This is a genomic window from Mesorhizobium sp. CNPSo 4688, from assembly GCF_057784295.1.
Genome location: NZ_JBWLUY010000007.1, coordinates 161,082 through 187,593 on the forward strand (window position 1 = coordinate 161,082; position 26,512 = coordinate 187,593).

Genomic DNA, 26,512 nt, shown 5'->3' on the forward strand with positions numbered 1-26,512 from the left:
GCCACGACTGACCATTTGTCGACGCCGGCGCCCGGTAAGATGCGATTTCAAACTTGAAGCGATTGCCCCGGTTGTGAAGCCGCGCGCAATCCCGCATTTTCGGGGTTACATCCGCCAAAACTCTTCCCTATAAGGCCCTCCTAGCCTGATACCAGAATCGCAAGCACAACCGGCCGGGTCTTCCCGTCCCGGTTTTTCGTGCAAGCCGCTCGCCGAACGGAACTCATAACGATGCCAAGACGCACCGACATCAAGTCGATCCTGATCATCGGGGCCGGCCCCATCGTCATCGGCCAGGCCTGCGAGTTCGACTATTCCGGCACCCAGGCCTGCAAGGCGCTGAAGGAAGAAGGCTTCCGCGTCATCCTGGTCAATTCCAATCCGGCCACCATCATGACCGACCCGGAACTGGCCGACGCCACCTATATCGAGCCGATCACGCCCGAGGTGGTGGCCAAGATCATCGCCAAGGAGCGCCCCGACGCGCTGCTGCCGACCATGGGCGGCCAGACCGCGCTCAACACCGCTTTGTCGCTGCGCCGCATGGGCGTGCTCGACCGTTACAATGTCGAGATGATCGGCGCCGACGCCACGGCTATCGACAAGGCCGAGGACCGCGCTTTGTTTCGCGAGGCGATGAAGAAGATTGGCCTGGAAACGCCGAAGTCGATGCTGGCCAACGCCACCGACGTCAAGAACACCGACCGCAAGATGCATGAGGCCGAGCGCGCAGCACTCAAGGCCGAGGCGCCTGCCGATCTCGATGCTGCGCTCGACGCGCTGGAAACACGCTGGAATCTCGGCGAAGGCGACCGCAAGCAGCGCTACATCAGCCATGGCATGGCGATCGCCGCCCAGGCGCTCGACCATGTCGGCCTGCCCGCCATCATCCGCCCGTCCTTCACCATGGGCGGCACCGGCGGCGGCATCGCCTACAACCGCGCCGAATTCTACGACATCGTCCAGTCCGGCCTCGACGCCTCGCCGACCACCGAAGTGCTGATCGAGGAAAGCGTGCTCGGCTGGAAGGAGTATGAGATGGAGGTTGTCCGCGACAAAGCGGACAATTGCATCATCGTCTGCTCGATCGAGAACATCGACCCGATGGGCGTGCACACCGGTGACTCCATCACCGTCGCCCCGGCGCTGACCTTGACCGACAAAGAATACCAGATGATGCGCAACGCCTCGATCGCGGTGCTGCGCGAGATCGGCGTCGAGACCGGCGGCTCCAACGTCCAGTTCGCCGTCAACCCGGCCGACGGCCGCCTCGTCGTCATCGAGATGAACCCGCGCGTCTCTCGCTCGTCCGCCCTGGCCTCAAAAGCCACCGGCTTCCCTATCGCCAAGATCGCGGCAAAGCTCGCCGTCGGCTACACGTTGGACGAGCTGGAGAACGACATTACCGGCGGCGCCACCCCCGCGTCCTTCGAGCCGTCGATCGACTACGTCGTCACCAAGATCCCGCGCTTTGCCTTCGAGAAATTCCCCGGCGCCGAACCGGTGCTGACCACCGCCATGAAATCGGTCGGCGAAGTCATGGCCATCGGCCGCACGTTTCAGGAGTCCTTGCAAAAGGCGCTGCGTGGACTGGAGACCGGCCTCACCGGCCTCGACGAGATCGAGATCCCCGGCCTTGGTCATGGCACTGCGCCCGCCAGCCACGTCGACGACCGCAACGCCATCCGCGCCGCTTTGGGCACCCCGACCCCAGACCGGCTGCGCATGGTGGCGCAGGCGATCCGCATGGGCACCTCGTTGGAAGACGTGCACGCCATGTGCAAGATCGACCCGTGGTTCCTCGAACAGATCGCCGGCATTCTCGCCATGGAAGCCCGCATCCGCGAGCACGGCATTCCGCAAGACGCCGTCAATCTGCGCATGCTGAAGGCGATGGGTTTCTCAGACGCCCGCCTCGCGTCGCTGACGAAGACCGACGCCGAAGTGATTGCGAAGACTCGCGAAAAGCTCGACGTTCATCCGGTTTATAAGCGCATCGATACCTGCGCCGCCGAGTTCGCCTCACCCACCGCCTACATGTATTCCACCTACGAAGTGCCTTTCGCCGGCGCACTCGCCAACGAGGCGCAGGTCTCGTCGCGCAAGAAGGTCGTCATCCTCGGCGGCGGTCCGAACCGAATCGGCCAGGGCATCGAGTTCGACTATTGCTGCTGCCATGCCGCCTTTGCGCTACGCGACGCCGGCTATGAAGCGATCATGATCAACTGCAACCCCGAGACCGTGTCGACCGACTACGATACGTCCGACCGGCTCTATTTCGAGCCGCTGACGGCCGAGGACGTGCTTGAGATCCTGCGCGCCGAACAGGCCTCGGGCGAACTGGTCGGCGTCATCGTGCAGTTCGGCGGCCAGACGCCGCTGAAGCTGGCCGACGCGCTGGAGAAGGCCGGCATCCCGATCCTCGGCACGTCGCCTGACATGATCGATCTCGCCGAAGACCGCGACCGTTTCCAGAAGCTGTTGCACAAGCTGAACCTGACCCAGCCGAAGAACGGCATCGCCTATTCGGTCGAGCAGGCCCGCCTCGTCGCCGGCGAGCTTGGCTTCCCGCTGGTGGTGCGCCCCTCCTACGTGCTCGGCGGCCGCGCCATGCAGATCATCCATGACGAGGGCATGCTGCAATCCTATCTGCTCGACACCGTGCCCGGCCTTGTGCCGGAGGACATCAAGCAGAAATACCCCAACGACAAGACCGGCCAGATCAACACGCTGCTCGGCAAGAACCCGCTTTTGTTCGACACCTATCTCTCGGGCGCCATCGAGGTCGATGTCGACTGCCTCTGCGATGGCACGTCAACCTTTGTGTCCGGGATCCTGGAACACATCGAGGAGGCCGGCATCCATTCGGGCGATAGCGCCTGCTCGCTTCCCGTTCACTCGCTGCCTTCGGAACTGGTCGACGAGCTGGAGCGCCAGACGGCGGCGCTTGCCCGCGCGCTCAATGTCGGCGGGTTGATGAACGTGCAGTATGCGATCAAGGACGGCACGGTCTATGTGCTGGAGGTCAATCCGCGAGCGTCGCGCACCGTGCCCTTCGTCGCCAAGACCATCGGCCGGCCCATCGCCAAGATCGCCGCCCGTATCATGGCCGGCGAAAAGCTGGAAGACGCCTTCGCCCATTACGGCGCCATGCCAGACCCACGCAACCCCGGCCACATCGCGGTCAAGGAAGCCGTCTTCCCCTTCGCCCGCTTCCCCGGCGTCGACATATTGCTCGGCCCGGAAATGCGCTCAACCGGCGAGGTCATGGGCCTCGACCGCGATTTCGCGCTCGCCTTCGCCAAGAGCCAGCTGGGCGCCGGCGTCGACCTGCCGCGCTCCGGCACACTGTTCGTCTCGGTGCGCGACGAGGACAAGAAAGGCATATTGCCGGCGGTCAAGCGCCTCGCCGGCCAGGGTTTTAAGGTTCTTGCCACCTCGGGCACCCAGCGGTTCCTCGCCGAGAACGGCGTGGTCGCCGAGAAGATCAACAAGGTGCTCGAGGGACGCCCCCACATCGAAGACGCTATCCGCAACCGCCAGGTCCAGATCGTCTTCAACACGACGGACGGCCAGAAGGCGGTGTCGGATTCCAAGTCACTGCGTCGCGCCACGCTGATGCAGAAGGTGCCGTATTACACGACGCTGTCGGGTGCTGCCGCGGTGGCCGAGGCGATTGCGGCGCTGAAGGCAGGGAGCCTGGAGGTTCGGCCGCTGCAGGAGTATTTTGCTTAAAGGATTCTCTCGCGGGAAGGCACTAACAGAGCAAATTCATATCAACGGGGTACCAGACGGAGTTAGCTTAGCCTATCACCCTAGGGTGTTTCAGTTGCGGCGAAAGCCACAATTTCGCCGGTGACAAAGGGCCGTGGACGGCCAGTCTCTTCAGAGACATTTGGATTAGCATTTTCTTAGTTGTGAATATCGTGTAGTCATTCACGAACCTAGACTGGACGCTCGAGAAGGGCTTGCCGACTCGTGCAGTTTCCCGGAGCACAGAATGAGTGCGAAGAATGCGCCAGCTCGCCATCGCAGATTTCTTACTGCCGGCTTTTTTCCTCCGGAATTACCAAGATGTTTCTATAGTGAAAAATTTGGAAAGTACAGAAATTACCTATTATTGAATTTTGAAAAGATACCAAAAATAGGGAAACAAAAAGATCCAGCGTATTATTACTACAAAGGGAATAGAACTTCATTCAATTATCCAAGATTTACGAAACACCACAGACGTCACTCGTTTATAAATCCAGTTTCTTATTTTTTCCTTTCAAAAATACTTTCGGATAAATATATAGAGCTCAGGAAAATCTCAAAGAGGTCAAAAATATCGGTATCTCCATCGGTATTTGACTGGAGTGGCGACAGAGCTCTAAAAAGACCAGTATTTGAGTCAAGAGAGTATTTCCTTTCGAATCTAAATGCCAGGTTTGCATATATAATAAATAGCGACTTAAGTTCATTCTACCATTCAATATATACTCACGCGATCGCTTGGGCGGTGCATGGGAAGAATTTTGCTAAGAAGAATAGATCCTACAAGCATGTTGGGAACCTCATTGATTTAATTTCACGAAACTCTCAAGATGGCCAAACCATAGGCCTACCAGTAGGCCCTGATACCTCGCGAATGATTGCCGAGTTGGTCGGCTCGGCTATTGACCTTCCAGTTCAGAGCAGTCTTGGAATTGCGCCGAACTCAGCGATGCGCTTTGTTGACGACTTTAGCGTCGGAACACACACAAAGGAACGTGCCGAAAGTGTGATCGCCTCGATACGCAGAGCGGCAAACACATTTGAATTGGATATTAACAACGAGAAGACATTTATTTCGGCAAGTAGCTCATACTACGTTTGGGGCTGGAAAAGCTACATACGATCGATAATTCCAAAGCCACCATACGATGCTCAATCCATCGATTTATTTCTATACAACCTCAACAGAACTTCTGGTGAAAATCGGGAGAGCAACGTCGCGAAATTTGCCCTCCAGAACGCCCGCCGCGCGTTTCTGGAATGCGATTCTTGGAAGCAGGTGGAGATGTATCTCATCTCCATATATCGGGAAAACCCGACGATTATTTCTATTCTAGTTGAAATATTTATAATACGACATCTCACAAAAGGCGACGTAACCATCAATCTAATCAAAGACTTGGTACAATCAAGCCTCCCGGTTTTATGTGAACAGCAGAAAGCCGGTGAAGCCATCTGGCTGCTGCACTTGGCCATCTCTCTCGGAATCTCTTTGAAGGCGAAGGTACTGAAACCCTTTCTGACGGAGGAAGACCCTCTGATCGCTGTACTTATAGCTGACGCTCGATCTAAAGGCCTAGTGGATGGAAATCTCAGTTTTTCTCACTGGAATACCTTTCTAACGGTGGATGGCCTGAACAGCCACATGTGGCTGTACGCGTATGAGACCACTCTCAAAGCTATAAATGGGACAGCAAAGCAAAAACATGTAACTGATCACGAATATTTTCGTCATGTATTCAAGAAAAAAATTGAATTTTACCGATCAAATTTAGATTACTACAAGTTAGCTCCTCTTTTGAAAAAGATGAAGAAGGAGAACTTGGCAAAAACTAAACTTGTCGACGATTTCGAGTTAGATTTGTCATTCGACATAGACGAGATTGATTTCGATGATGATGAGGTTTTTGTCGATGCGTATTGACTTTCGTTTACCTCAGCACCGGCCCGAATACCGATTCCAATATGCGTCCAATTTAAACATATAGTTTTGGCCTCCCCTCACCCCACCGCCACACACTCGATCTCGATATCGAACTCCATCGGCCATGATGCCACCGGCACGAAGGTCCGCGAGGGCGAGTTTTCGGGGAAATGCCTGGCATAGACACGGTTGATGGCGTTGTAGAAGCCGGCATTGGCGGCGTAGATGCGCACCATCAGCACATTGTCGAGCGAGCTTCCCGCCGCTTCCAGGCAATGGCGCAACGCCTTCAGCGACGCCTCGGTCTGCACCTCGATGTCGCCCTTGACCAGCTTTCCGGTCAAAAGATCGAGCGGCGGCATGCCGGACACGAAGACCAGCCCTGCGCCCTTGGTCACCAGCGACAGCGGCACGCCCAGCGCCCGGACCGCCGCCGACAGCACCGGCACTTCGATGATTTCCTTGGTCATGATGATTTCCCTTTGTTTGGGAGCGAGCTTATCGCCACAACGGCGGAACGCCAGAGCGGCTCTTCCCTTCCCCCCTTGTGGGGGAAGGTGGATCGGCGCGCAGCGCCGAGACGGATGAGGGGTGCTCCAGGGAACACAAGCGTGTCACTCCGCTGGAACACCCCTCATCCGTCGCCTGCGGCGACACCTTCTCCCACAAGGGGAGAAGGGGTAGCTTGACTCACCCCTGCCCCGGATACGGCGTGCCGTCCTTGTGCAGGAACCGCCCATCCGAACTCGGGCTCATCATGTCGATGTCGGAGCAGGTTATGACATCGTCTAGAGAGCGCGAGCCGACTTCGAGATAGCGCGCCGTCGTCGACGAGCGGTTGATCATGTGATGGCCGTTGCCGCTGTTTTTCGCAAAGGTCGCGCAGTCGCCTGCCCTGAGCAGCGTCTCGCCGCCATCCTCGACCAGCACCAGCTCGCCTTCCAGCACATAGACGAGCTCGTCCTCATGGCTGTGCCAATGCCGCTGGCTCGACCAGCCGCCGGGCGGCAGGGTCATCAGGTTGACGCCGAAATCGGTCAGGCCGCCGGCATCGCCGAGCCGCCGCCGCGTGCGCTCGGCGCAAGGGGCATCGAAGGGCGCGGGGTAGCCGGAGCCTTTGCGGACGGGCACGGTGGATAGGTCGATCTTGGGCATTCACTCCTCCTCGATTCCGCATCGAATCTACGTCACAATCGCCCGCGCACAGGGCGGGCCAACAGATGTCAGCGCTGCCCCTCATTGCCCTGCCGGGCATTTCTCCCCGTATAGTGACGGGGAGAAAAGGCTTGCGCCCAAGGTTTCGCCAACTGCCAGCGTTGCAGGAAGGGTGCCGGCGTTGCGGCCAGCCCCTTCTCCCCGTCACTATACGGGGAGAAGATGCCGGCAGGCAGATGAGGGGCAGCGCCGGCGCCTGGTGAACTGAAACGATGCCGGGGCAGGAGCGCCCTGCGCCACCCTCAGTGACAACACCCATACTGCAGTTGCTCATTCCAATCCGGCCGGCCCTCCGGCGTGAAATCCATCAGGTTCCACAGGATCTCGCAGGTCCCGATGGCGCGCGGGTCTTGGCCGGCATCCGTCGGCGCGAAGCCGAGCTCCGACGACCAGAAATGCCTGATGCCGTCGGCATCGCGGTGGAACACCGACAGCACCGGCAGTTGCGCGCCGTCTTCGGCCTCGGCGTAATAATCGCGCTTGAAGCTGTTGGAGGCGCTGGAGAGGAGCCGCATGTTCACCCAGCCGCGGTCGCGGCCGAGCGCCACGACGTTTTCCAGCGGGGACTTGGCCACCACAGCGAAATTGAAGCCGGCGGCTTCGAGATGCCCGACGGCGCCGTCGAACTGGTCGAGCAGCGCCGTGCAGGACGGGCATGGCTGGTCCTGCCTCGCCAGCTTCGCCGTCTCGCCGCTGGCCGCCACATCGCGCGTTTCCTGCGGATGGCGCGGGAACATCATGTTGTAGAGGATCAGCGAATCCTTGCCCGGCGCAAACAGTTCCGACAGTTTTATCCGCGCCGGCTTGCCGTCCGGGCCAAGCCCGTCGAAGACATAATCCTGCGGCACCAGCCCGCCTGGCGGCAAAGCGCGTCTGGCGACGGCCACAGCCTCCATGGCGCGGCGCAACTCGATTTCTTTCTGCAGGAGTTTTTCACGCGCGGTGCGATATCTGGCGGATTCGTTGGGGAAGGTGATCATGATCGTCTCCTTGGCCGTCGCGCCGGCGTCCCGGCGCGGATTGCTTTACGGCCCAAGGACGTTTCACGGCGATCGGTTCCGACATTTTTGATCCGGGAAACGTGCCCGCCTTGCCGTATTCTTCCCGTCAGCTAGATCTCCAGGGATCAGGGGAGCACACATGCACGAGCAGACCACCGAAGAGATCGACCTGCGTTGCCCGCAGATCGTCGCCGACAACGCAGCCAAGGGCCTCAGGCTGCGAAAACAGTTCGGGCGCGGCGGCACCGAGATCGGCGTCGCCCGTGCCACCGAATTGAAGAACCGCGAAAAACTCGCGCCGTCCACCATCCGCCGCATGGTCAGCTACTTCGCCCGCCACGAGGTCGACAAGCGCGGCAAGAACTATGGCAATGAAGACAATCCGTCGGCCGGCACTATCGCCTGGCTGCTGTGGGGCGGCGACGAGGGCCGCGCCTGGGCGCTCGAGCTCAAAAAGAAGATCGGCAATGCGCCTGATATTTGAAGGCTGGCTGCAGACGACTGGCGGGCCCCAAACCCCCGCCTGGGACCCGCCAAGGAGTGGCTGAACACATGCCGGTGCAGCCGCCCCACATCTGCCAGTCGTCGATCCGCCATCGGACGAAAGGCATGGATGGTGAGGTAGCATCCGGTTGCAGCGGCCTATGTGAAGCAGTTCACAATCCGAAGGATTTCAACAGCCGCTTTAGCCTTCCCAAGGGACTTGAATCATTCCCAGCCGCTCGTAGAGCCTGAGGGCGGCGGCGTTCTCGACCGTGTTGGTCTTGAGGTCGACATGGGGCGCGCCTCGATCGCGAAAGGCGTTGAAAGCCTGCCACATCAGCGCTTCGCCAATGCCTTTGCGGCGCGCTTCGGGGTGAACGGCGAGGTCCTTGACGAAGGCCCTCGTCCAGCACAGCGCTGCCGCCGCCAGCCGTCCCTTGGCGTCGATGACCAGGAAACACAGCGCCGGGTCGAATTCGGCATCGCCTGAGATACGCGGCCACCATTCGTCGAAGGGTCCGTCGGTGCCGTCGTCGAACACCTCGCTCAGCAGCGCATGCAGGGGTTGCGCGTCGCCATGTTCGAAGCAGCGCATGGCAAAGCCGTCCGGCCAGTGCGGTGCAACGAGTGTCTCGTCGAGGATCTTGCGCAGCCGGATGTCGTTTGGAGCCGGCGGCCGCGGTTCAGGCATGGCGCTCAGGCGTCGGGCTGCAGCCGGCGGCGCTTGCGGTCGACACCGAGGCCGGTGGCCTCGAGCAGGCCTTTGCGCTTGGCGTCGAAATAATAGCCGGTCTGGTAGAGCCAGTCGGCCTTCTTGGCGTTGCCGTCGGCACACAGCCAGGCGCCGCGCAGATATTTGACCGCGTATTTCAGATTGGTCTCGGCGTCGAACAGGCCCTTGGCCGGCCCGTCATAGCCCATGCCGCGCGCCGTCGCGTGCTTGATCTGCATCAGCCCCCAATGGCCGTTATTGTAGGCCTTGGGATTGTAGGTGCTTTCGCGGTTGACGACATGGCGCACCAGATCCACCGGCACCTCATAGAGTGCGGCGTATTTCTGGATCAACTGGTCGATGTCGCCGCGCATGCCCGTGGCATGCTCTTCTGCCGGCGTGGGGTTGAGCGGCGCGGCGGGGAACTGCACCAGGGCAGCCGGATTCTGCGGCCCGACATAGGCGACCTGCTGCACGCCGGGCAAGGTCTTCTGGCCACCTGCGGCAGTCGCCGGCATGACAAGCCCGGCGGTCGTATACCTCTCAGCGGCAACTGGCTGCCCGGCTTTGGCAGGCGCCGGCGCCTGCCAGGCATTGGCGGTCATTGCGGCGGGCATGGCTGCCACCGTCGGCGTCGCGCCGGCGAAGGCCGCGGTCGCGGCAGCCGGTTGCGCGGCGGCATCGGGTGCCGGCGTGGCGGGCGTCGTTTCGGCCGCCTGGACGGGTGTAACCCCTGAGGATTGCGGCAGCACTGAAACCGTGTCGGGCAGCGGCACGGTGAAGCCGGCATCGCTGCCGGCGACGGTTGCCGTTTCGGTCAGCGCAGGCGTAGCCTTCACCTGCGAAGTCGACTGGCAGCCGCTGAGTGCGGCGGCTCCGACGATCACACAGATCGCAATAAGGTTGAATTTTGCTGGCAAGCCGCGCGGGTCCGGTTTGTCGGGTTGTTAAGAAGTCCTTACACCAGCGATTCCTGGTGAGCAATCGGGGCTATCCGGTGGTTTTCGGGTGGCGAGAGCAAGGCCCAGATGCCATATTGTTCTGCATATGTACCGGTCGTTATGCCGGTTTTCGCCACTTTGCGGAAAGGAGCGCATCATGGAAACGACAGCTTCGATCACAGCCGGCCACGCAGTGTTAGAAACAGTGATCGGCTTCATGGGCATCGCCTGGAGCGAAAAGGGCCTCATCCGGCTCTGCCTGCCGGAAAAGAGCCGCGAAGCGGTGGAGCGCCGGCTGATGCGCCATGCCGGTGTTGCCGCCAATACCGAGCAGCCGCAATGGGTCGTCGAATTGATCGCCTCGATCAAGGCCTATGCCTCAGGCGAGGATGTCGATTTCTCCGGCGTGCCGGTCGATCTCGACGGCGTCGACGACTTCCGCCTCGCCATCTACGACGCGGCGCGAAAGCTTGGTTATGGCGAAACAACCACCTATGGCGAACTGGCCAAGCGCGCCGGCCAGCCCGGCCTGCCGCGCGAAACCGGCTCCGCGCTCGGTGCCAATCCCGTACCGCTGGTCATCCCCTGCCACCGCATCCTGGCCGCGGGCGGCAAGATTGGCGGCTTCTCCGCGCCCGGCGGCTCCGCCACCAAGGAAAGGATGCTGGCCATGGAAGGTGTGCGCGTCGGCCCGCCGCCTCCGGCGCAGGTCTCGTTCGGGTTCTAAGGCGCTAACCATCATCGCATGCCCCCCAAGGGTACGTTGAGATTCAGGTCAGGCCGAGTCGAAAATGGCTGATATCGAGAACCGGAGCGGAGCGTACTTTTCGTACGTGAGCACCGGAAGCGCAGGTATCAGCCATTTGCAGGCCGGCATCACCTGAATATCGACGTGCCCTAATGACGGCGCAGAAAGCGGCGATGAAAATGGTCGGTCTCGATCCGCTTGCAGAGATAGACCGGGCAGGATTTCGTATCGGCGCTCGGCACATAGGCGCGCTTCCTGATCTCGCCGAAATTGCAGAACGCCTGGCTCTGCACATAGCGGTCGAAGAGCGGCAGGCCCGGCACCCGCGTCGACTGATAGCGCAGGATCACCGCGCCCTGGCGGGCGATCGTGCCCTGCACCCTGTCGCAGCTCATACGAGTGGGGTCGTAGCGCGAAATCGCCTGCGCTTCGGCGGCCGCCAGCGTCAGGCAGACAGCCAGCAGAATGGTTTTCACGACGGTTTTCATGGTTGCCTCCCAAAACCGGACTAACGCCGTGAGGCGCCCCGATCTTCCCGATTGCTCAACGCTTTCATGCGATTGGGGCGGCCGTTGGGCGGCGCCATTTTTCGAGACATCTTGTTTTTGGTGCAAAACCCGCCTATATCAGGTCCATTGATATTTCGGCCGATCGATCCGGGCCTCGCGATCTTCGCGTTTGCTGACGTCTATCTCCAAAATCTCGATACACACCGGCTGAACCTCGGTTCGGTCAAACCAAAGCAAATGCGAGGACTATTTATATGGCAACTGGTACGGTCAAGTGGTTCAACGCCACCAAGGGCTTCGGCTTCATTCAGCCTGATTCGGGCGGCGCGGACGTTTTCGTCCACATCTCCGCTGTCGAGCGCGCTGGACTGTCGACCCTGGTCGAAGGCCAGAAAATCAACTTCGAGATCGAGCAGGACCGCCGCACTGGCAAGTCGTCCGCTGGTTCTCTGAGCAAGGCAGCCTGATTTTGCGAAAAGCGCGCGCCGGACGAGAGTTCGGGGCGCGCGGCAAGTCACGGATGTACTGACAGTCGCGCGAGAAGCGCGCTGGAGTGGAAAGACCCGACCATCTGGATCAGCAGATAGCTGCCAGCCCGGACTTAAAGCTCCCGATCAGGCTACCGAAAATGGGAAGGCGGGATTTATCCCGCCTTTTTGTTTGTCTGGGGTTAAGTACCGGCCAAAGGCCGCAAGCCCGACCGGGCGTCGCGCCCGTTGGCGCGCCCCGTCCGGAGCGAGCCGCGAAGCGGCGGCAAGCGTGAGGACAAAATCACCTCCGCAGATGCAACGGCACCACCTTGTTGTCAGCACGCAGCAGCGCCTCGATCGACAGCGGCTGCTGGTTGAAGATCGTGCCGGCCAGCGCCGGGCGGCTAAGGTGATACCCCTGCAGCAGGTCGACACCACCATCCAGCGCGACCCGAAGATGCGTTGCCTGCTCGATGCCTTCGACCAGCACCTTGGCACCGCGATCGTGCAGCGACGAGACGAGCGGCCGGAAGAAGCGCTCGGCGGCAGCGTGGCGGCAGAATTCGGCGAACCAGCCGCCGTCGATCTTCACAATGTCCGGTTGAAGCAGGCTCATCCGCTCGGCGGTCGAATGGCCGGTGCCGAAATCATCGATGGCGACGCGAACGCCGTGGCGCCGTATCTCGCGCACCAGCGGGGCCAGCACATGATCGTCGGCGGCCTGCTCGGTGATTTCGCAGACCAACATGCCGGCATGCAGGTCGAGATCGCCGAGATGCCGGGTCATCAGCCGGATCTCGGCCAGCGCCCGCCCGAGATGATCGTTGATCATCGGGTTGTAGTTGAAGAACAGGTCGAGCCCATCGACGCCGATGTTGCGGAAGTTTCTCAGATGCAGCATCCGGCACATCGTCTCGACAAACAGGCGGTCGCCCGCCGCGATGCTGTCGAAGAACACGGCCGGCGCAACCGGCATGGCCGCTCGGTGCGGTTCGACCAGGGCCTCGACCGCGACCGCCGCCAGAGCGCCGCCGCGTGGCGCAAAGATCGGCTGGTAGGCGCTCTTCAGCCGGAACGCGCCATAGAGGCCGTATTCGATGCCGACCTCGTCGGCGAAGATCGCTTCGCCGACATCGCGCCGCCGCTCGCGCTGCCCGGTCATGGCCCGGTCCTGCGCCCGAACACCCGGCCCGGCCGTGCTGAAGCGGTTCGGCCGGCAGGCGCCTTGACTGGCTCGACCGCCGCGACAGGTGGCTGCGCATCCTTGCCGAAAACGCGAAAACTGGTCGGCGCCAGTTCCGGCTTCGCCAGCACGAAACCCTGCACCATCGAGGCGCCCGATTTCTCGGCGAGTTCAAGTTGCCAGCCCTCCTCGATGCCCTCGAACACGGTGCGGATGCCTTGCTGTTCGAAGTTCGTCACCATGGTGGTCAACAGGGCGAAGCCGGCGCCTGACTCCATCAGCTGCGTAATCCAGTGCGCATCGAATTTGACGATGTCCGGCTTGAGTTCCTTGATGCGATTGATGTCGGATTCATCGGCGCCATAGTCGTCAACGGCGATGCGGAAGCCATTGGCCCGCAGCGCCTCGACGAAGCTGTAAAGCGTTTCCTGCGACGCCGACCTCTGCTCGGTCACCTCGCACACGATGCGGCGCGGATCGATCCCCGCCTCGTGCAGCACCAGGCGCATGTCGCGCAGTGCGTTGTCGACGATGGAGCGCTCGGTGAACACCGACGGGTCGAAATTGACGAAGATCGAGGCCTCTTGCGGCAGGCAGGCGCCGGCGTTGAGCAAATGCAGCGTTCGCGTCAGTGCCTCGATATGCAGGCGGTCGCCGGCCGGACAGGTCGAGAAGAAACTCATCGGCGATTGCGGCTCGCCGTCGCGAAACGGCCGGATCAGCCCCTCGAACGCCGCCACCGACAATTTGCCCTCTTTGAAGGCGAAGATCGGCTGGAAGGCGCTTTGCAACGTATAGATACCCCAGACACCTGACGAGGTGCCGTCATCGTTACGGATGATGTGGGCAAGCCCGATGCTGCGTGACAAGGGTCCCTCGCTCCGCGAGACAGGCGAAATGGCTGGCGATCCTGCCGTCAAAGGTTTTAGCGGCCGTTGATGAATTTATTCTTGCCGGGGATGCGCTCCATGGATTGCTTCACACAACCGGGTGTAAACTTGGCGCAGGCGGCGTCCCAAAGCCGATCTTCACACCTCCTTGACCCCTGGCTCATCCGACAATGCTTGCACTTGGCGGGTTGATGCGACATGAGAAGCGCCGCAGCTGTTCTCGCTGCGCCGACCCCTCTGGAGATATCTGGTCATGGCCTTTCTTGCCGACGCCCTTTCCCGCGTGAAGCCTTCCGCCACCATCGCGGTGACGCAGAAAGCCCGCGAGCTGAAAAATGCCGGCCGTGACATTATCGGCCTCGGCGCCGGCGAACCGGATTTCGATACGCCCGACAACATCAAGAATGCGGCGATAGAGGCGATCCGCCGCGGCGAGACCAAGTACCCGCCGGTTTCGGGCATCGTGCCGCTGCGCGAGGCGATCGCCAAAAAGTTCAAGCGCGAGAACAATCTTGACTACAAGCCCGAGCAGACCATTGTCGGCACCGGCGGCAAGCAGATCCTGTTCAACGCTTTCATGGCGACGCTGAACCCGGGCGACGAGGTCATCATCCCCCGCCCCTACTGGGTCAGCTACCCCGAAATGGTGGCGATCTGCGGCGGCACCTCGGTGTTTGCCGACACCTCGATCGACAATGGTTTCAAGCTGACGCCAGCCGTGCTGGAAAAGGCGATTACGCCGAAGACCAAATGGCTGCTGATGAACTCGCCGTCGAACCCGTCGGGCGCCGCCTATACGGAGGCCGAGCTGCGCGCGCTGGCCGACGTGCTCTTGAAACGTCCGCATGTCTGGACGCTGACCGACGACATGTATGAGCACCTGACCTATGGCGATTTCGTCTTCAAGACGATCGCCGAGGTCGAGCCGAAGCTCTATGAGCGCACGCTGACCATGAACGGCGTCTCGAAAGCCTATGCCATGACCGGCTGGCGCATCGGCTATGCCGCGGGTCCCGTCCAGCTGATCAAGGCAATGGACATGATCCAGGGCCAGCAGACCTCCGGCGCCTGTACCATCGCGCAGTGGGCCTCGGTCGAGGCGCTCAACGGTCCGCAGGATTTCGTCGCCAAGAACAAGGCGATTTTTCAAGGGAGGCGCGATCTTGTCGTGTCGATGCTCAACCAGGCGCGCGGCATAAGCTGCCCGTCGCCGGAAGGCGCCTTCTACGTCTATCCGTCCTGCGCCCAGCTGATCGGCAAGAAGACCAAGGCCGGCAAGGTGATCGATACCGACGAGGCCTTCTGCTCCGAACTGCTCGAAGCCGAGGGCGTTGCGGTGGTGTTCGGCTCGGCCTTCGGCCTCGGCCCCAACTTCCGCATCTCCTACGCCACGTCGGAGACGCTGCTGGAGGAAGCCTGCACACGCATCCAGCGCTTTACGGCATCGCTGACCTGATCAGGCCAGTCTGAAACAGAAAAACCCGGCGTCACCGCCGGGTTTTTCTGTTGGCGCCTCATGCCTCTAGTTCCGGCATAGGCGGTAGCGAAGCGTTGGCGCATTCGATTTCGCTCGCCATGCGCTCAGCCGCCATATTGTTCAGAGGTTACCGCTTCCATCCAATCGGCATGGACGCCGTCAAGCGCCTCCTGCATGGCGACATGGCTCATCGTCGTTTTCGGACCCGCTCCGTGCCAGTGTTTTTCGCCGGGCTCGAACGAGATGACGTCGCCGGCCCTGATCTCCTGGATCGGGCCGCCCCATGTCTGCGCAAGGCCGGCGCCCGCGGTGACATAGAGTGTCTGTCCGAGCGGATGCGTGTGCCAGTGGGTGCGCGCGCCGGGCTCGAAGCTGACCAGCGTGGCGCGCAGCCGCGCCGGCGCTTGCCTCTCGATGATCGGCGTCTGCAACACGCGGCCGGTGAAATACTTCTCCGGCGCGATGATGGTCGGCACGCTGCCGCAGGAGATTATCTTCATCTGGCGATCCTCAATCCGGCAAACCCTACCCCCCTGCCTACCACCCCAGCCGCGGCCAGAACAGGCCGGCTCGGCCTCGATAGGCCTGATAGTCGCCAGCCAGCGGCGTGCGCGAAAATTTCTTCTCTTCGTCGAGCGCCGCAAACACGTAAAGGATGGCGATCCCTGCGACCGGCACCACCGCCCAGATCGACCACGTCGCGATCCCCCATCCGATCCAGAAGATGATGTAGGACGTATAGAACGGGTGGCGGACATAGCCGTAGGGGCCGTCGGTCAGCAGGCTGTGCGGATCGTCGGGCGCGAAGGCGAAGCGCAGCCGCGCCTTGCGCGACGTGGCAATCGCCCACCAGAACAGGGCAGAGCTCGCCAGTTCGACGGCAAGTCCGGTGAGCTTTGCCGAAACCGGCTGCGACTGGATCCACAGTATGGCGAGAAAGAACAGCGCAGTGGCGATGACCGCCGCCGATATTGCCATGGCGCCTGGAGACATGGCCTGCGGTTGGAAATGCGCCCGCATCGACCAGACATACTGGCCAAGCGTCGCGATGCTGCAGATCGAGACAAGAAGATCGAGAACTGGTTCCATTGTCGGGATTCCGCGGGGTTGCCATGGAGCCGGTGGGCACGCCGATGGTCGATTTCTAGAAATCCTTTCTTAACCACATGTTTAAAGAACATATAGAGCCCGCGATGCGATGTTGGCCTTCAGGCAATCTGAAGGTCTAATCCAGCATGAGCATCACTGACCGAACCATCCGCACGCCGCAGGCCGATTTGCGCCTCAGCCAGTCGTCGGGATCCGGCATGCCCATCGTCATGATCCATGGCTCAGGTTCCTCGCGCGCCGTGTTTGCCCGTCAGTTCGACAGTCCGCTCGCCGATGCCCATCGGCTGATCGCCTTCGACCTTCCCGGCCATGGCGAGTCATCGGATGCCCGCGATCCGGCAACCGCCTACACGATTACCGGCCTGGCCCAGACCACCGCCCGCCTTCTCGACGCCCTGGGCATCGACCGCGCCATCATCTTCGGCTGGTCGCTCGGCGGCCATGTGGCGATCGAACTTGCCAGCTTCCACCATGCGGTGAACGGCCTGGTTCTGACCGGGGCACCGCCGGTGCCGAGAGGACCGCTCGGCATGCTGCGCGGCTTTCACGCCAATTGGGACATGCTGCTCGCCTCCAAGAAGGTCTACTCCGAACGCGACATCGAGCGCTTTGAGGCGCTTTGCTTCGGCGACACCGCCAGTCCGTCATTCCGTGAAGCCATAAGGCGCACCGACGGCAGGCTGCGCGCCGGCGTGGCGCGCAGCATGTTTGCCGGCAAGGGCGCCGACCAGAAACAGGTGGTGGAACACGCTCCGTTCCCGGTCGCGGTGATCAATGGAGAGCATGATCCGCTGGTGCGGCTGAGCTACTTCGAGACGGTGGCCTACGCCTCGCTATGGGAACAGTGCCATGTCATCCCGGACGCCGGCCATGCACCTTTCTGGGAACGCCCAAACCTGTTCAACCCGCTGTTGTCGCGCTACGCCGAAACGGTGGTGAAGCAGAGTGCAGCCACGCCGGCGCGGCGAAGCCAGGGCCGCTGAAAACTTCCCGACATGTTTCTAATCCCGCTTCTCGCCCTCTCCGCCTGACGGCGGCGCACGCCGATTTCTATTTTCCTTGCCCTGCCGCCTAACCCGTGGGACGATGGGTTTGGGCAGGTGGCAAAATGAAAACAACCCCGCCCGCGACGGTCGAACAGGCCGGCCGCCGCTCACGACAGGGTGCGATCGGCGCAAAACCGTTTCCACTTTTGCTGATCGCACTCCAAGGGCAACGCCTGAGTGGAGGTCAGCCATGGGTACTCGCGCCGGAGGACGACGCACGGGACCGAAATGCATTGCCATAGTCGGTCCCTTTGCAAGCGGTAAGACGACACTTCTCGAAGCCATCCTCGCCCGTACGGGCGCCATCCCCCGCCAAAATCCCGTTTCATCGGGAAGCACCGTTTCCGATCATTCGCCCGAGGCGCGGGCGCACGCCATGAGCGTCGAGGCTACCTTTGCCACAACCGAATTCATGGGCGAGCAGCTCACCTTCGTCGACTGTCCCGGATCGATCGAATTCTCCTTCGAGGCCGAGCCGGTGCTGGCCGCCTGCGACCTCGCCGTGGTTGTCGCCGAGGCCGACGAGAAGAAGATCCCTGCCTTGCAGCTGATCATGCGCAAGCTCGATGATCTCGGCGTGCCGCGCATCCTGTTCCTCAACAAGGTCGACAAGGCAATTGCCGGCGTGCGCGACACGCTGAAGATGCTGCAGCCGACGAGCGCGGCGCCACTGCTGCTGCGCCAGATTCCGCTGCGCAAGGACAATGTGGTGATCGGTTCGATCGACCTGGCGCTGGAGCGCGCCTACATCTACCGCGAATATGCCGAAAGCCAGGTTGCCGAAATACCAACTGACGACAAGGCGCGCGAGCTTGAGGCCCGCTTCTCCATGCTGGAGACGCTTGCCGATCACGACGACCAGCTGATGGAGCAGTTGCTGGAGGAGATCGAGCCGCCGAAAGACGCGGTCTTCGACGACCTCGCCGCCGACCTGCGGGCCGGCGCCATAACGCCGGTGCTGATCGGCACCGCCGAAAGGGGCAATGGCGTGCTGCGTCTGTTGAAGGCGATCCGCCATGACGCGCCGGATGTAGAGGCGACCCGCAAGCGCCTCGGGGTGCCGGACGGCAATCAGACGGTGGTCCAGGTGATGAAGACCATCCACACCGCGCATGGCGGCAAGCTGTCTGTGTCACGCATCCTGTCGGGCCAACTCGCCGACGCCACAGAGCTTTTCCTGTCGAACGGCGAGACCGCGAAGGTCTCCGGCATCTACAAGATGCTCGGCAAGGACCAGTCCAAGCTCACCGCCGCCAAGGCGGGCGACACGGTGGCGCTGGGCAAGCTGGACGAGGTCAAGACCGGCCAGACGTTGAGCTCCACCAAGGGCGGCATCAAGCCGCTGATTACGCTCGCGCCCCCACAGCCGGTCTTCGCCTTCGCCCTGCGGCCGAAGGAGCGCAAGGACGAGGTCAAGATGTCGGCGGCCATCCAGCGCCTGGCCGAGGAAGATCCCTCGCTCAGCCTGCGCCACAACCAAGACTCCGCCGAAACCGTGCTGTCCGGCCATGGCGAGATGCATCTGCGGGTCGTGCGCGAGCGGCTGGAAGGCAAGAACCAGATCCCGGTCGAAGGCCACGCGCCTGCGGTCCCCTATCGCGAGACGATCCGCAAGACGGTGCAGCAGCGCGGCCGCCACAAGAAGCAGTCCGGCGGCCATGGCCAGTTCGGCGATGTGGTGATCGAGATCAAGCCGCTGCCGCGCGGTTCCGGCTTCCAGTTCTCGGACACCATCACCGGCGGCGTCGTGCCCAAGACCTACATCCAGTCGGTCGAAACCGGCGTGCGCGATTATCTGAAATCCGGCCCGCTCGGCTTCCCCGTGGTCGATGTTGCCGTCAATCTCTCCGACGGCTCCTACCATGCCGTCGATTCATCCGACATGGCCTTCCAGATGGCAGCCAAACTCGCGATGAAGGAAGGCATGGCGGCGTGCTCGCCGGTGCTGCTCGAGCCGTTAATGAAGGTCGAGATCGTCACGCCGTCCGAAGCCACCTCGAAGATCATCGCGCTGATCCCGCAGCGGCGCGGCCAGATCCTCGGCTACGACGCACGGCCCGACTGGCCGGGATGGGATGTCGTTGAGGCGACCATGCCGCAGGCCGAGATCGGCGATCTGATCATCGAACTGCGCTCGGCGACCGCCGGCGTCGCCAGCTATCGCTGTGCCTTCGACCATATGGCCGAGCTTACCGGGCGGTTGGCCGACGAGGCGATGAACGCCAACGGCAAGGCTGCCTGACAGGCGGTGGCTGATTCGCACAAAAAACGGCGCCCGGATGATCCGGACGCCGCTCTTATTGCGGACCGTCTTCTTGGAAGGAAAACGGCAGGTCCGCCGCATGTATCCGCCGCGCCCGACGGCACTGGCAGACGAATAGGTTCGGACGCGGTAGCCGCCTGAGCCCGGATCTTCCGAGTGATGCCCCCATCTCTCGGACGAACCACACCGCGTCCTATGATCTGCTTAAACGATGAATCGCGCCTGCGATATGTTACCTGAGGTTACATGTCACTGTTACGCGGCAATTCCGGTCGGTTTTTCACCGGTTGCGGCAGGCCTGAAAACAAAAAAGCCGGATCAATGAAGATCCGGCTGAGTTTGATTGGAAGTGCCTGTTAAGGCTAACCTCCAGAGGGGAACACTCGAGGGCGCTAATGGGAGGAGAACGCGCCCAGGAGATGATCTATATATGTGCTCATCATGCCCAAGAAACAAGCATCTATTTTGCAACACACGCATGCAAAAAGGCGCAGGCTGTGGTCTAACCCATTTTAGGGCACGATAGGACCAGGAAAAGACTTCAAATGGCCTGCGCGACCGGCCCATAGCTGTCACAGAACCGTAACCGGACCGATTTTTGCGCCAAAGCGCGAAAATGACCAAATGACACGGAATCAGGCAGAGCGCGTTTATTTTTTCGGCATCGGTCGGAATCAGAACATCAGGCCGTCGGCAAGGGAGACCTGAAATGCGGACACCTCAGGCGATCGCCGGCAGCGCGGTCTTCTTCATCGCAGCGCCCTGCGTCGTCGCCGGTGTGGTGCCCTGGCTGCTGACGGATCACTACCATGTGCCGCTATCGACTGTGCCCGGTTTCGTTCCGCTCGGCTGGCTTCTGATCGTCGCGGCCATCGCCCTGCTCATTCATTCCTTTGCCCGCTTCGCGCTTGAAGGCCTCGGCACACCGGCGCCGGTCGCGCCCACCGAGAGGCTGGTGATCGGCGGCGTCTACCGCCATGTCCGCAACCCGATGTATGTCGCGGTGCTGTCGATTATCCTCGGCCAGGCGCTGCTGTTTTCAAGCTGGACCGTCATCGCCTATGCCGTCATCGGCGCGATCGTCATGGGCTCCTTCGTGAAGCTCTACGAAGAGCCGACGCTGGCCCGCCGGTATGGCGCCGAATACGAGACCTACCGCCGCAACGTCCCCGGCTGGCTGCCGCGGCTGACGCCGTGGCGGAAATAGCTACAGAGCATCGTGAGGATCAAAACGACCAGCTACGCGCTTTCGCGATGATGAAATCGCGGAACACGTGCAGCTTGGCCTGGTTCTTCATCGCGTCGGGATAGGCGAAATAAGTGTCGAAGGACGGCACCTCGGTCTCCGGCAGCAACTGCACCAGATCCGACTCCTTGGAGATCACATAGTCGGGCAGCATGGCGATGCCCGCGCCGCCCTGCACGGCGCGCTTGATCGACAGGATGTCGTTGATCTGCAGCGTCGGCACCCTCTGCCCGCCTTCGAAATCGCCGATCGTTTCCAGCCAGTTCAGTTCCGACAGATGCGACGGCACCGGCACGCCGAAGGTGACGATGCGATGGTTCTTCAGATCCGCAACCGAGGTCGGCTTGCCGTGTTTGCCGACATAGGCCGGCGAGGCATAGAGGTGGAAATGCACGGTGAACAGGCGGCGCTGGATCAGATCGGGCTGCTGCGGCTGGCGCAACCGGATCGCGCAATCGGCCTGGCGCATGGTGAGGTCGAGCTCTTCATTGGCCAGGATCAGCTGTAGGCTGATTTCGGGATAGAGTTCGATGAATTCCTGCACCCGCTCGGTCAGCCAGCCGGCGCCAAGCCCGACAGTGGTCGTCACCCGAAGCACGCCGGACGGCCGGTCCTTGGCTTCGGTCAGCCGCGACTTGATGGTCTCCAGCTTCATCAGCACGTCATGCGCCGTGCGGAACAGCATCTCGCCCTGCTCGGTCAGCACCAGGCCGCGCGCATGGCGGTTGAACAGCGGCACCCCGACATCATGTTCGAGCGCGCTGACCTGGCGTGAAATCGCCGATTGCGACAGATGCAATGTCTCGGCGGCATGGGTGAACGACCCAGCCTCCGCCGCAGCGTGAAACACGCGAAGCTTGTCCCAGTCCAACGCCATTGAGTTCCCCTCGTTCTGTTTTTGGCGTCTGAATGAAAAATCAGGCTTTTGAACGGCTTGCTCTGCCGTCTTGATAGATTTTATTCCGCCGCTTCGCGGAGCACCTCGATGCCGGCCAGGTACTTCTCCGCCTCGAGCGCGGCCATGCAGCCGAGCCCGGCGGCGGTCACCGCCTGACGGTAGATGTCGTCGGTCACGTCGCCGGCGGCAAACACGCCGGGCACGTCGGTGCGGGTCGAATTGGGCGCCGTCCACAGATAGCCGTTCGGCTTCTGCTTCAGCTTGCCGACAAACAACTCCACCGCCGGCGCATGGCCGATCGCCACGAACACACCGTCGACCTTGAGATGGCTGATCTCGCCCGTCACCGCATTCCTAAGCTTCAGCCCTTCGACCGAAGGTGGCAGCGGCGTCTTGCCGGGCCGGCCGGTGATCTCGTCGACGATCGTGTCCCAGATGACGCGGACATTGTCCTTTTTCAGCAGCCGCTCACGCAGGATGCGCTCGGCGCGGAAATCATTGCGCCGGTGAATGACCGTCACGCTCTTCGCCAGATTGGAGAGGTAGAGCGCCTCCTCCACCGCCGAATTGCCGCCGCCGATCACCGCGACATCCTTGCCGCGGTAGAAAAAGCCGTCGCAGGTGGCGCAGGCCGACACGCCGAACCCCATGAAGGTCTGCTCGGTCGGAATGCCCAGCCATTTGGCCTGCGCGCCGGTGGCAATGATCAGCGCGTCCGCCGTGTAGGTGGTGCCGGAATCGCCCTTGGCGCGGAACGGCCGCACGTTGAGATCGACCTCGGTGATGATGTCGTTGATGATGTCGGTGCCGACATGCTCGGCCTGCTTCAGCATCTGTTCCATCAGCCACGGACCCTGGATCGGATCGGCGAAGCCCGGATAGTTTTCGACATCGGTGGTGATCATCAGCTGGCCGCCCTGCTGCAGGCCGGCGACGAGCATCGGCTTCAGCATGGCACGCGCGGCATAGACCGCGGCGGTATAGCCGGCCGGGCCGGAACCGATGATAAGGACAGGCGCATGTTTGGTGGTCATCTAGAGCCTCTGCGGGGCAGACAATCGAGTGTGCCTTGGAAAAAGACGTGAAATGTCGCTGGTAATGTAAGGGTTGCCAACCACGCCAGCAAGACGAACGGGCCGTCGTCCCCGGAAAGCTTCGGCCCACAGACATATTCGCGCAATCGCCGCTTTCGTTACCGCCCTAAAATCGCCTGACCAAGGGCTGGCATCGCCACAAAAGTCGTTTAATGACAAGATCGCGAAAGATTCTTGCGCTTAAGCCGAGACGACCATGCCCCTGAAAGCCGACCTCGACGCCATCGACTGGAAGATTTTGCGCGAGCTTCAGGGCGACGGACGCATGACCAATGTCGAACTGTCGAGCCGCGTCGGCATTTCCGCCCCGCCCTGCCTGCGCCGTGTCCGGCGGCTGGAGGAAACCGGCATCATCAGGGGCTATCGTGCCTTGCTCAACGCGCCGGCACTTGGCATGGACGTTGTTGCCTTCTGCCTGATCGGCCTGCATCACCAGGCCGATGCGGAGCTCAAAACCTTCGCCGAGCGCACCCGCGGCTGGCCGATCGTGCGCGATGCCTGGATGGTATCGGGCGAATCCGACTTTTTGCTGCATTGCGTGGCGAGCGACCTCGGCACCTTCCAGACCTTCGTCATCGAACAGCTGGCCTCGGCGCCCAATGTCGACACGGTGCGCACCGCGCTCACCATCCGCCGCGTCAAGGATGAGGGGCTGGTGGCGTTTTCGACCTAGGCCAAAAAACTTCCTTAAAATCGTTATAAAACAACTGGATAAGGCCGAAACCTGAATCGATTTGGCAGATCAAGCCGAGAGCGCTTCGATCGCCGCCAGCAGTCCGTCCCGATCATTGCAGTTGCGCAGCGGCAGAACCTCAAATCCCGGTTGCTTGCTTCCCACGCCATCCACCAGCCAGCCGCGTGGCAGGCCGGCGCGCTGCCCGGCTTCCATATCAGCCGGCTTGTCGCCGACGATCAGCGAGCGTTTGAGATCGACGCCAAGACGCTTCTGCGCCTCGAACAGCATGCCCGGATTGGGCTTGCGCATCGGGTGGTCGGCGACCGCCAGCGGCCCGCTGCCCGCCTCGTGATAGGCACAGGCCAGGACCATGTCGACGAAAGCATTGCCGTCGGCAAGCAGGTCGAGAACCCGGCCGTTGACGGCGGCAAATTCCTTCCAGCCGAAATAGCCGCGTGCAATGCCGGACTGGTTGGTGACGACCACCACCGGAATGTTGCCCCGGTTGGCTGCCGCGATTATCGGCACGATGCCATCGCGCAGCACCATTTTGGCGGGATCATCGGGATAACCCGTATCGACAGTGATGGTGCCATCGCGGTCGAGGAACAATGTCGGCGCATTGGCTGGAAACAGCCGAGAACCGACCCGCTCGACCCACAGGCCGGGCTCAGCCAGCGGATACGGCGGCTTGCCGTCAGCCATCGCTGAGACGCGCTTCGACCACTTCGCAGAGATAGTGATAGAGGCAGAGATGCCCCTGCTGGATGATTGGCGTCGAGGTCGAGGGCACGTTGAGCAGGATGTCGGTGAGCGGCTTCAGCTTGCCGCCGGTGTCGCCGGTCAGGCTGATCACCGTCATGTCCATCATCCGCGCCTGTTCGGCAGCGGCAAGAATGCTCGGCGAATTGCCGCTGGTCGAGATCGCCAAAAGCACGCCGCCGGCGGCGCCATGCGCCTCGACCTGGCGCGAAAACACCGTGTCGAAGCCGTAGTCGTTGCCCCAGGCAGTCAGCACGGCGGCATTGGCCGGCAGCGCGATGACATTGTAGGCCTTGCGCTCCCTAAGGAAGCGGCCGACCAATTCGCCGGCAATGTGGATGGCGTCGCTGGCCGAACCGCCATTGCCAGCGATCAGCAAAGCCTTACCGGACGAAAGCGCGGTGACGATAGCCACTGCCGCCCGCTCGATCTCGCCGGTCAGGTCGCGCTCGACCATCGCGTTGATCGCGGCCGCCGAGCGGACAAGATAATCGTTCAGTCCGGACATGAAATCCCTCAGTTGGTGGCGCCACCGGCGCGCAATTTGCCGATCGTGCCGGTGGTGCTCTTGCCGGCGACGAGATCGACCAGCACGACGCGACCGCCGGCCTTCTGCACCACATCGGCGCCGACAACGGTTTCGACGGTGTAGTCGGCACCCTTGACCAGAATGTCGGGCAGCAGCGCCTCGATCAGCGCCAGCGGCGTGTCTTCTTCGAACACGACGACAGCGTCGACGGAAGCCAAGGCGGCGAGCACGCAGGCGCGGTCATGCTGGTCGTTGACGGGACGGCCCGGCCCTTTCAGCCTGCGCACCGAGGCATCGCTGTTGAGGCCGAGCACCAGCCGGTCGCACTGGCTGCGCGCCGCATGCAGCAGGCTGACATGGCCGGCATGGAGGATGTCGAAGCAGCCATTGGTGAAGCCGACGCTGAGGCCCTCATCCTTCCACGTCGCGACCATGCGCGCGGCCGACGCGGCATCGAGGATGGCGTCCTTGTGGGCGGTCGGGCCGTGCGAGCGGAACAGCGCGCCGGTGAGTTCCTCGACAGTAAGACGTGCGGTGCCGCGTTTGCCCACCACCACGCCGCCGGCGGCATTGGCGATGGAGGCGGCCATGACGCGATCGGCGCCCGCGGCCAGGGCCAGCGCGAAGCTGGCGATCACCGTGTCGCCGGCGCCCGAAACGTCGAACACTTCGCGCGCCTGGGTGGCGATGTGGCGCGCCTCATCTGCGCCGACGACGCTCATGCCCTTTTCGCTGCGCGTGGCGACGACAAAGTCGAAGCCGTGCGCCGTAATCAATTCGCGAGCCGCAGCCACAATCTCGTCATCGGCGAAAACCGGATGACCGACCGCTACACCAAGCTCCTTGCGGTTAGGGGTGATGGCGGTCGCGCCGGCATAGCGCGCATAGTCGCGCCCCTTGGGGTCGACCAGCACCGGCTTTCCGGCGTCGCGGCAGATGGCGATCAGTTCGGCCGCCACACCGTCGAGCAGGATGCCCTTGCCGTAATCGGACAGGATGACGATGTCGGCGCGAGAGAGCGCTTCCCGGAAATGCCGGATCAGGCCGGCCCGCTCATCTGCGTCGAGCGGCTTGATCTCTTCCTCGTCGAAGCGCAGCACCTGCTGGTTGAGCGCGCTGAAGCGGCTCTTCGACGATGTCATGCGGCCGCGCGCCTGTGCCAGGCCAGCCGTGTCGGCTCCAAGCTCGCCAAGCATGCGCACCACATTGTCACCGGCCACGTCGGTGCCGATCACCGACACGGGGATAGCCCTGGCGCCCAGCGAAACGATATTGGCGACGACATTGCCGGCACCGCCCATCGTTGAGGTCTCGCCGCGCCCGTGCAGCACCGGAATCGGCGCTTCCGGCGATATCCGCTCGATGACGCCATTGACGAAACGGTCGAGGATGAAGTCGCCGACCACCAGCACGGCGACGTCGCCAAAGCGGGCAATAGCGCGGTGCAAAGGTTCGGGCGAAGGCGGATTGTGCTTGATCATGTCACTGGCAATGCGAGGGAAAGGCCGATCTCAATCACGCTGAAAATTGTCAATTTACGGGCCGGATCGTTCATGGCGAAGCCGATATACCGCAAATC

The 26,512-nt window shown here is 61.9% G+C and carries 25 protein-coding genes; 10 read left to right on the forward strand and 15 right to left on the reverse strand.

Translation table 11 applies throughout. From position 1 onward, the window contains the following. Window positions 1-231 precede the first annotated feature (231 nt). Together carB and AC04SH_RS14825 are read left to right on the forward strand one after the other, a co-directional pair. Window positions 232-3,735, forward strand: a complete 3,504-nt coding sequence (gene carB / locus AC04SH_RS14820; RefSeq protein ID WP_488575586.1) for a carbamoyl-phosphate synthase large subunit — start codon at window positions 232-234, stop codon at window positions 3,733-3,735. Between the two features lie 265 nt (window positions 3,736-4,000). Further along, on the forward strand, window positions 4,001-5,680 hold the full coding sequence (locus AC04SH_RS14825; RefSeq protein ID WP_488575587.1) for an RNA-directed DNA polymerase: 1,680 nt from the start codon (window positions 4,001-4,003) through the stop codon (window positions 5,678-5,680). Window positions 5,681-5,757: 77 nt separating this feature from the next. Here AC04SH_RS14825 and AC04SH_RS14830 read toward each other — a convergent pair whose 3' ends face one another. The 3 genes from AC04SH_RS14830 to AC04SH_RS14840 all read right to left on the reverse strand — a co-directional run bounded on the left by AC04SH_RS14830 (window position 5,758) and on the right by AC04SH_RS14840 (window position 7,875). Next, window positions 5,758-6,150, reverse strand: a complete 393-nt coding sequence (locus AC04SH_RS14830) for a RidA family protein (RefSeq protein ID WP_488575588.1) — start codon at window positions 6,148-6,150, stop codon at window positions 5,758-5,760. A 220-nt stretch (window positions 6,151-6,370) separates the two neighbouring features. Then, on the reverse strand, window positions 6,371-6,835 hold the full coding sequence (locus tag AC04SH_RS14835) for a cupin domain-containing protein (RefSeq protein WP_488575589.1): 465 nt from the start codon (window positions 6,833-6,835) through the stop codon (window positions 6,371-6,373). Between the two features lie 302 nt (window positions 6,836-7,137). Next, window positions 7,138-7,875 carry a DUF899 family protein gene (locus AC04SH_RS14840; RefSeq protein WP_488575590.1) on the reverse strand — a complete coding sequence of 246 codons (738 nt, stop codon included), beginning with the start codon at window positions 7,873-7,875 and terminating at the stop codon, window positions 7,138-7,140. 160 nt (window positions 7,876-8,035) lie between these two features. Here AC04SH_RS14840 and AC04SH_RS14845 point away from each other — a divergent pair, with 160 nt between their 5' ends. Further along, window positions 8,036-8,380: a hypothetical protein gene (locus AC04SH_RS14845; RefSeq protein WP_477236869.1), complete on the forward strand. Its 345-nt coding sequence runs from the start codon at window positions 8,036-8,038 to the stop codon at window positions 8,378-8,380. Between the two features lie 201 nt (window positions 8,381-8,581). Here the strand turns inward: AC04SH_RS14845 and AC04SH_RS14850 are convergent, their stop codons facing one another. Together AC04SH_RS14850 and AC04SH_RS14855 are read right to left on the reverse strand one after the other, a co-directional pair. Then, the gene (locus AC04SH_RS14850; protein ID WP_488575591.1) at window positions 8,582-9,070 is read right to left on the reverse strand and encodes a GNAT family N-acetyltransferase; all 489 of its coding nucleotides are present in this window, start codon (window positions 9,068-9,070) and stop codon (window positions 8,582-8,584) included. A gap of 5 nt (window positions 9,071-9,075) precedes the next feature. Continuing rightward, complete coding sequence (locus AC04SH_RS14855; protein ID WP_488575592.1) at window positions 9,076-10,011, reverse strand: transglycosylase SLT domain-containing protein; 936 nt, start codon at window positions 10,009-10,011, stop codon at window positions 9,076-9,078. Window positions 10,012-10,189: 178 nt separating this feature from the next. On the opposite strand from AC04SH_RS14855, the gene AC04SH_RS14860 reads away from it, so the two are divergent. Further along, window positions 10,190-10,759 carry a methylated-DNA--[protein]-cysteine S-methyltransferase gene (locus tag AC04SH_RS14860; protein WP_488575593.1) on the forward strand — a complete coding sequence of 190 codons (570 nt, stop codon included), beginning with the start codon at window positions 10,190-10,192 and terminating at the stop codon, window positions 10,757-10,759. Window positions 10,760-10,929: 170 nt separating this feature from the next. On the opposite strand, the gene AC04SH_RS14865 is transcribed toward AC04SH_RS14860, so the two are convergent. Continuing rightward, entirely contained in the window at window positions 10,930-11,256 is a 327-nt protein-coding gene (locus AC04SH_RS14865) for a hypothetical protein (protein ID WP_488575732.1), read from the reverse strand. A gap of 287 nt (window positions 11,257-11,543) precedes the next feature. On the opposite strand from AC04SH_RS14865, the gene AC04SH_RS14870 reads away from it, so the two are divergent. Then, a complete protein-coding gene (locus AC04SH_RS14870; RefSeq protein WP_015316174.1) occupies window positions 11,544-11,756 on the forward strand; it encodes a cold-shock protein in 213 nt (70 codons plus the stop codon). Window positions 11,757-12,060: 304 nt separating this feature from the next. On the opposite strand, the gene AC04SH_RS14875 is transcribed toward AC04SH_RS14870, so the two are convergent. Next, complete coding sequence (locus AC04SH_RS14875) at window positions 12,061-12,921, reverse strand: EAL domain-containing protein (protein ID WP_488575594.1); 861 nt, start codon at window positions 12,919-12,921, stop codon at window positions 12,061-12,063. Beyond that, entirely contained in the window at window positions 12,918-13,811 is an 894-nt protein-coding gene (locus tag AC04SH_RS14880; RefSeq protein ID WP_142869162.1) for an EAL domain-containing protein, read from the reverse strand. The genes AC04SH_RS14875 and AC04SH_RS14880 overlap by 4 nt, the downstream gene beginning before the upstream one ends. A 274-nt stretch (window positions 13,812-14,085) precedes the next feature. On the opposite strand from AC04SH_RS14880, the gene AC04SH_RS14885 reads away from it, so the two are divergent. Further along, window positions 14,086-15,288: a pyridoxal phosphate-dependent aminotransferase gene (locus AC04SH_RS14885; protein ID WP_488575595.1), complete on the forward strand. Its 1,203-nt coding sequence runs from the start codon at window positions 14,086-14,088 to the stop codon at window positions 15,286-15,288. Between the two features lie 125 nt (window positions 15,289-15,413). Here the strand turns inward: AC04SH_RS14885 and AC04SH_RS14890 are convergent, their stop codons facing one another. Together AC04SH_RS14890 and AC04SH_RS14895 are read right to left on the reverse strand one after the other, a co-directional pair. Next, the gene (locus tag AC04SH_RS14890; protein ID WP_477236850.1) at window positions 15,414-15,809 is read right to left on the reverse strand and encodes a (R)-mandelonitrile lyase; all 396 of its coding nucleotides are present in this window, start codon (window positions 15,807-15,809) and stop codon (window positions 15,414-15,416) included. Between the two features lie 37 nt (window positions 15,810-15,846). Continuing rightward, entirely contained in the window at window positions 15,847-16,398 is a 552-nt protein-coding gene (locus AC04SH_RS14895) for a methyltransferase family protein (RefSeq protein ID WP_477236848.1), read from the reverse strand. Window positions 16,399-16,544: 146 nt separating this feature from the next. Here AC04SH_RS14895 and AC04SH_RS14900 point away from each other — a divergent pair, with 146 nt between their 5' ends. The 3 genes from AC04SH_RS14900 (at window position 16,545) to AC04SH_RS14910 (ending at window position 20,935) form a co-directional block, all read left to right on the forward strand. After that, window positions 16,545-17,402: an alpha/beta fold hydrolase gene (locus tag AC04SH_RS14900; protein ID WP_477236846.1), complete on the forward strand. Its 858-nt coding sequence runs from the start codon at window positions 16,545-16,547 to the stop codon at window positions 17,400-17,402. A 253-nt stretch (window positions 17,403-17,655) separates the two neighbouring features. Beyond that, entirely contained in the window at window positions 17,656-19,707 is a 2,052-nt protein-coding gene (locus tag AC04SH_RS14905) for an elongation factor G (protein ID WP_488575596.1), read from the forward strand. A 730-nt stretch (window positions 19,708-20,437) separates the two neighbouring features. After that, on the forward strand, window positions 20,438-20,935 hold the full coding sequence (locus tag AC04SH_RS14910; RefSeq protein ID WP_477236842.1) for a methyltransferase family protein: 498 nt from the start codon (window positions 20,438-20,440) through the stop codon (window positions 20,933-20,935). A 19-nt stretch (window positions 20,936-20,954) separates the two neighbouring features. On the opposite strand, the gene AC04SH_RS14915 is transcribed toward AC04SH_RS14910, so the two are convergent. Then, the gene (locus AC04SH_RS14915) at window positions 20,955-21,851 is read right to left on the reverse strand and encodes a LysR family transcriptional regulator (protein WP_181058731.1); all 897 of its coding nucleotides are present in this window, start codon (window positions 21,849-21,851) and stop codon (window positions 20,955-20,957) included. Window positions 21,852-21,931: 80 nt separating this feature from the next. Next, window positions 21,932-22,906, reverse strand: coding sequence for a thioredoxin-disulfide reductase (gene trxB / locus AC04SH_RS14920; RefSeq protein WP_192257874.1), 975 nt, complete (start codon window positions 22,904-22,906; stop codon window positions 21,932-21,934). 256 nt (window positions 22,907-23,162) lie between these two features. Between trxB and AC04SH_RS14925 the strand changes: the two genes are divergently transcribed. Continuing rightward, window positions 23,163-23,639 carry an Lrp/AsnC family transcriptional regulator gene (locus tag AC04SH_RS14925; protein WP_436260995.1) on the forward strand — a complete coding sequence of 159 codons (477 nt, stop codon included), beginning with the start codon at window positions 23,163-23,165 and terminating at the stop codon, window positions 23,637-23,639. Window positions 23,640-23,708: 69 nt separating this feature from the next. On the opposite strand, the gene AC04SH_RS14930 is transcribed toward AC04SH_RS14925, so the two are convergent. From AC04SH_RS14930 to rfaE1, 3 genes are read right to left on the reverse strand one after another with little or no spacing between them, the layout of a single operon-like run. Then, a complete protein-coding gene (locus AC04SH_RS14930) occupies window positions 23,709-24,347 on the reverse strand; it encodes a D-glycero-alpha-D-manno-heptose-1,7-bisphosphate 7-phosphatase (protein ID WP_488575597.1) in 639 nt (212 codons plus the stop codon). Then, entirely contained in the window at window positions 24,340-24,912 is a 573-nt protein-coding gene (locus AC04SH_RS14935; protein ID WP_488575598.1) for a D-sedoheptulose-7-phosphate isomerase, read from the reverse strand. The genes AC04SH_RS14930 and AC04SH_RS14935 overlap by 8 nt, the downstream gene beginning before the upstream one ends. 8 nt (window positions 24,913-24,920) lie before the next feature. Beyond that, window positions 24,921-26,414: a D-glycero-beta-D-manno-heptose-7-phosphate kinase gene (gene rfaE1 / locus AC04SH_RS14940; RefSeq protein ID WP_488575599.1), complete on the reverse strand. Its 1,494-nt coding sequence runs from the start codon at window positions 26,412-26,414 to the stop codon at window positions 24,921-24,923. Window positions 26,415-26,512 lie beyond the last annotated feature (98 nt).

What these genes read in the sequence shown, in the direction of transcription:
- AC04SH_RS14870 (WP_015316174.1), top strand. Translation starts at nt 11,544, where the DNA reads ATGGCAACTGGTACGGTCAAGTGGTTCAACGCCACCAAGGGCTTCGGC.
- AC04SH_RS14905 (WP_488575596.1), top strand. Translation starts at nt 17,656, where the DNA reads ATGGGTACTCGCGCCGGAGGACGACGCACGGGACCGAAATGCATTGCC.
- AC04SH_RS14835 (WP_488575589.1), bottom strand. Translation starts at nt 6,835, where the DNA reads ATGCCCAAGATCGACCTATCCACCGTGCCCGTCCGCAAAGGCTCCGGC.
- AC04SH_RS14890 (WP_477236850.1), bottom strand. Translation starts at nt 15,809, where the DNA reads ATGAAGATAATCTCCTGCGGCAGCGTGCCGACCATCATCGCGCCGGAG.
- AC04SH_RS14850 (WP_488575591.1), bottom strand. Translation starts at nt 9,070, where the DNA reads ATGCCTGAACCGCGGCCGCCGGCTCCAAACGACATCCGGCTGCGCAAG.
- AC04SH_RS14900 (WP_477236846.1), top strand. Translation starts at nt 16,545, where the DNA reads ATGAGCATCACTGACCGAACCATCCGCACGCCGCAGGCCGATTTGCGC.
- AC04SH_RS14885 (WP_488575595.1), top strand. Translation starts at nt 14,086, where the DNA reads ATGGCCTTTCTTGCCGACGCCCTTTCCCGCGTGAAGCCTTCCGCCACC.
- carB (WP_488575586.1), top strand. Translation starts at nt 232, where the DNA reads ATGCCAAGACGCACCGACATCAAGTCGATCCTGATCATCGGGGCCGGC.
- AC04SH_RS14930 (WP_488575597.1), bottom strand. Translation starts at nt 24,347, where the DNA reads ATGGCTGACGGCAAGCCGCCGTATCCGCTGGCTGAGCCCGGCCTGTGG.
- AC04SH_RS14915 (WP_181058731.1), bottom strand. Translation starts at nt 21,851, where the DNA reads ATGGCGTTGGACTGGGACAAGCTTCGCGTGTTTCACGCTGCGGCGGAG.
- AC04SH_RS14860 (WP_488575593.1), top strand. Translation starts at nt 10,190, where the DNA reads ATGGAAACGACAGCTTCGATCACAGCCGGCCACGCAGTGTTAGAAACA.
- AC04SH_RS14840 (WP_488575590.1), bottom strand. Translation starts at nt 7,875, where the DNA reads ATGATCACCTTCCCCAACGAATCCGCCAGATATCGCACCGCGCGTGAA.
- AC04SH_RS14910 (WP_477236842.1), top strand. Translation starts at nt 20,438, where the DNA reads ATGCGGACACCTCAGGCGATCGCCGGCAGCGCGGTCTTCTTCATCGCA.
- AC04SH_RS14825 (WP_488575587.1), top strand. Translation starts at nt 4,001, where the DNA reads ATGAGTGCGAAGAATGCGCCAGCTCGCCATCGCAGATTTCTTACTGCC.
- AC04SH_RS14935 (WP_488575598.1), bottom strand. Translation starts at nt 24,912, where the DNA reads ATGTCCGGACTGAACGATTATCTTGTCCGCTCGGCGGCCGCGATCAAC.
- AC04SH_RS14845 (WP_477236869.1), top strand. Translation starts at nt 8,036, where the DNA reads ATGCACGAGCAGACCACCGAAGAGATCGACCTGCGTTGCCCGCAGATC.
- AC04SH_RS14875 (WP_488575594.1), bottom strand. Translation starts at nt 12,921, where the DNA reads ATGACCGGGCAGCGCGAGCGGCGGCGCGATGTCGGCGAAGCGATCTTC.
- AC04SH_RS14895 (WP_477236848.1), bottom strand. Translation starts at nt 16,398, where the DNA reads ATGGAACCAGTTCTCGATCTTCTTGTCTCGATCTGCAGCATCGCGACG.
- AC04SH_RS14925 (WP_436260995.1), top strand. Translation starts at nt 23,163, where the DNA reads ATGCCCCTGAAAGCCGACCTCGACGCCATCGACTGGAAGATTTTGCGC.
- AC04SH_RS14830 (WP_488575588.1), bottom strand. Translation starts at nt 6,150, where the DNA reads ATGACCAAGGAAATCATCGAAGTGCCGGTGCTGTCGGCGGCGGTCCGG.
- trxB (WP_192257874.1), bottom strand. Translation starts at nt 22,906, where the DNA reads ATGACCACCAAACATGCGCCTGTCCTTATCATCGGTTCCGGCCCGGCC.
- rfaE1 (WP_488575599.1), bottom strand. Translation starts at nt 26,414, where the DNA reads ATGATCAAGCACAATCCGCCTTCGCCCGAACCTTTGCACCGCGCTATT.